The 279-nt window shown below is 60.2% G+C and carries 1 protein-coding gene; it reads right to left on the minus strand.

What is annotated here, in order from left to right; genetic code table 11:
• Positions 1–279, minus strand: a 279-nt coding sequence (locus tag R2R70_RS19810; RefSeq protein WP_410978870.1) for an NAD(P)-dependent oxidoreductase, incomplete at both ends; no start/stop codon positions are given.

Here is a 279-nt window from a genome sequence, read left to right on the forward strand (position 1 = left end):
GTCCCAGACGTCGATACCCGCGCCCCCAAGGTGGTCACAGGCCAGCGCCGCATGAAGTGCGGCCTCGTCATGCAGGCCGCCACGCGCCGTATTGATAAAAATGGCGCCCTTGCGCATGGACGCAAACGTTGTTGCGTTCATCATGTTCAGCGTCGAAGCAAGGCGGGGGCAACGTAACGACACGACATCACTCTGCTGCAAAAGCGTCCCCAGTTCGCAGCCTGTTGCGCCTCGCTGATCGATCTGCTCGCTTGTCAGTAACGGATCATGGGCGATGAC

This window comes from Cobetia sp. SIMBA_158 (assembly GCF_046566945.1).
Taxonomy (GTDB): domain Bacteria; phylum Pseudomonadota; class Gammaproteobacteria; order Pseudomonadales; family Halomonadaceae; genus Cobetia; species Cobetia amphilecti.